The sequence below is a fragment of the Endozoicomonas sp. YOMI1 genome (genome assembly GCF_024606345.1).
In the GTDB taxonomy this organism is placed as follows: domain Bacteria; phylum Pseudomonadota; class Gammaproteobacteria; order Pseudomonadales; family Endozoicomonadaceae; genus Endozoicomonas.
Genome location: NZ_JAHHPM010000244.1, coordinates 1 through 1,014 on the forward strand (window position 1 = coordinate 1; position 1,014 = coordinate 1,014).

General features: G+C 56.9%; 1 protein-coding gene. It reads right to left on the minus strand.

Annotated elements, in window-relative coordinates; translation table 11 throughout:
- Window positions 1–1,014 (minus strand): hypothetical protein (locus KDK15_RS08455; RefSeq protein ID WP_257294919.1); only part of this gene is annotated, 1,014 nt, incomplete at both ends.

The window sequence follows — 1,014 nt, forward strand, 5'->3', positions numbered from 1 at the left end:
CTCCACTTCCAGGTAGTGAATCACGGCAGTCAGCTTGGGATCGTCTTTCACCTGCTCAAGGCGGTGCAGCAACAGGGTCAGGGCAGCCCGTTCTTCTTCGGTCTGGATGGCAATATCCACATCCTGATCATCCAACTCCTCATGCACGGTACGCCCTTCTAACAGTGTTCTTGCCGTGCTGATACCGGCCACCACACTGGAACAGATGCGCTGCTCCATCAGGTTCTTCATAAACCCGCCACCCCGGCCACGTTTGCCCAGTGCCTTGGCAAAGGCTCTTGCACCCCCATAGGCTTCCCGAAAATGCTCGCTGGTGCGCAGTGCCATCCCTTCAAACAGGGCGTGAAAGCCATTCACATCCGAGGCAAGGCCCGGGTCCGGATGAATATCCACACCGATCCGCTTGAGCAGGCCTTCATCCTCCAGTGTTGTCCGTTTACGCAAGACCACATGGCGCACCAACGGGTTCTCCCGCTGGAAGAAGGTGGCACCGGCGATGGTTTTCTCCAGGGCGATTTCCAGGTCTTCCCGAACCTCCGGACTCAGGTCGGTATAAGGCCCCGCCTGCCACTGATTCACCGTTAAATTAAGATCCTGCCGGATGGCGCTGTAAAGCCTCCGGGCACCGGGTTCACGGGTAGACTCCACCACCGGCAGCGGTGAGCGCAGCAATTCCCAGCCATACTGCGGGTCAAGCACCTCTTCCTCACCGGATAACACCGGCAGTACCTCCTGTGGACGGTGCCAGCGGGAAAAGTCATTGCCCAGCACAAAACGACCGTGTCCCTGATGCAGCACCCTGACCAGATCCCACAGATCTTCTGTTTTGGTCTGGATAGGCGTTGCCGTACCCAACAGCACATGGTCAGAACGGGCAGCAATCTCACGAATAAAACTCAGCAGCTCATTGGGCGTACCCGCATTACCACCAATCCCCTGTCGGGTTCTGGCTTTATGGGCTTCATCCAGTATCACCAGTCCATAGTTCAGTCCGAGCAAATACTGCTTTTCATC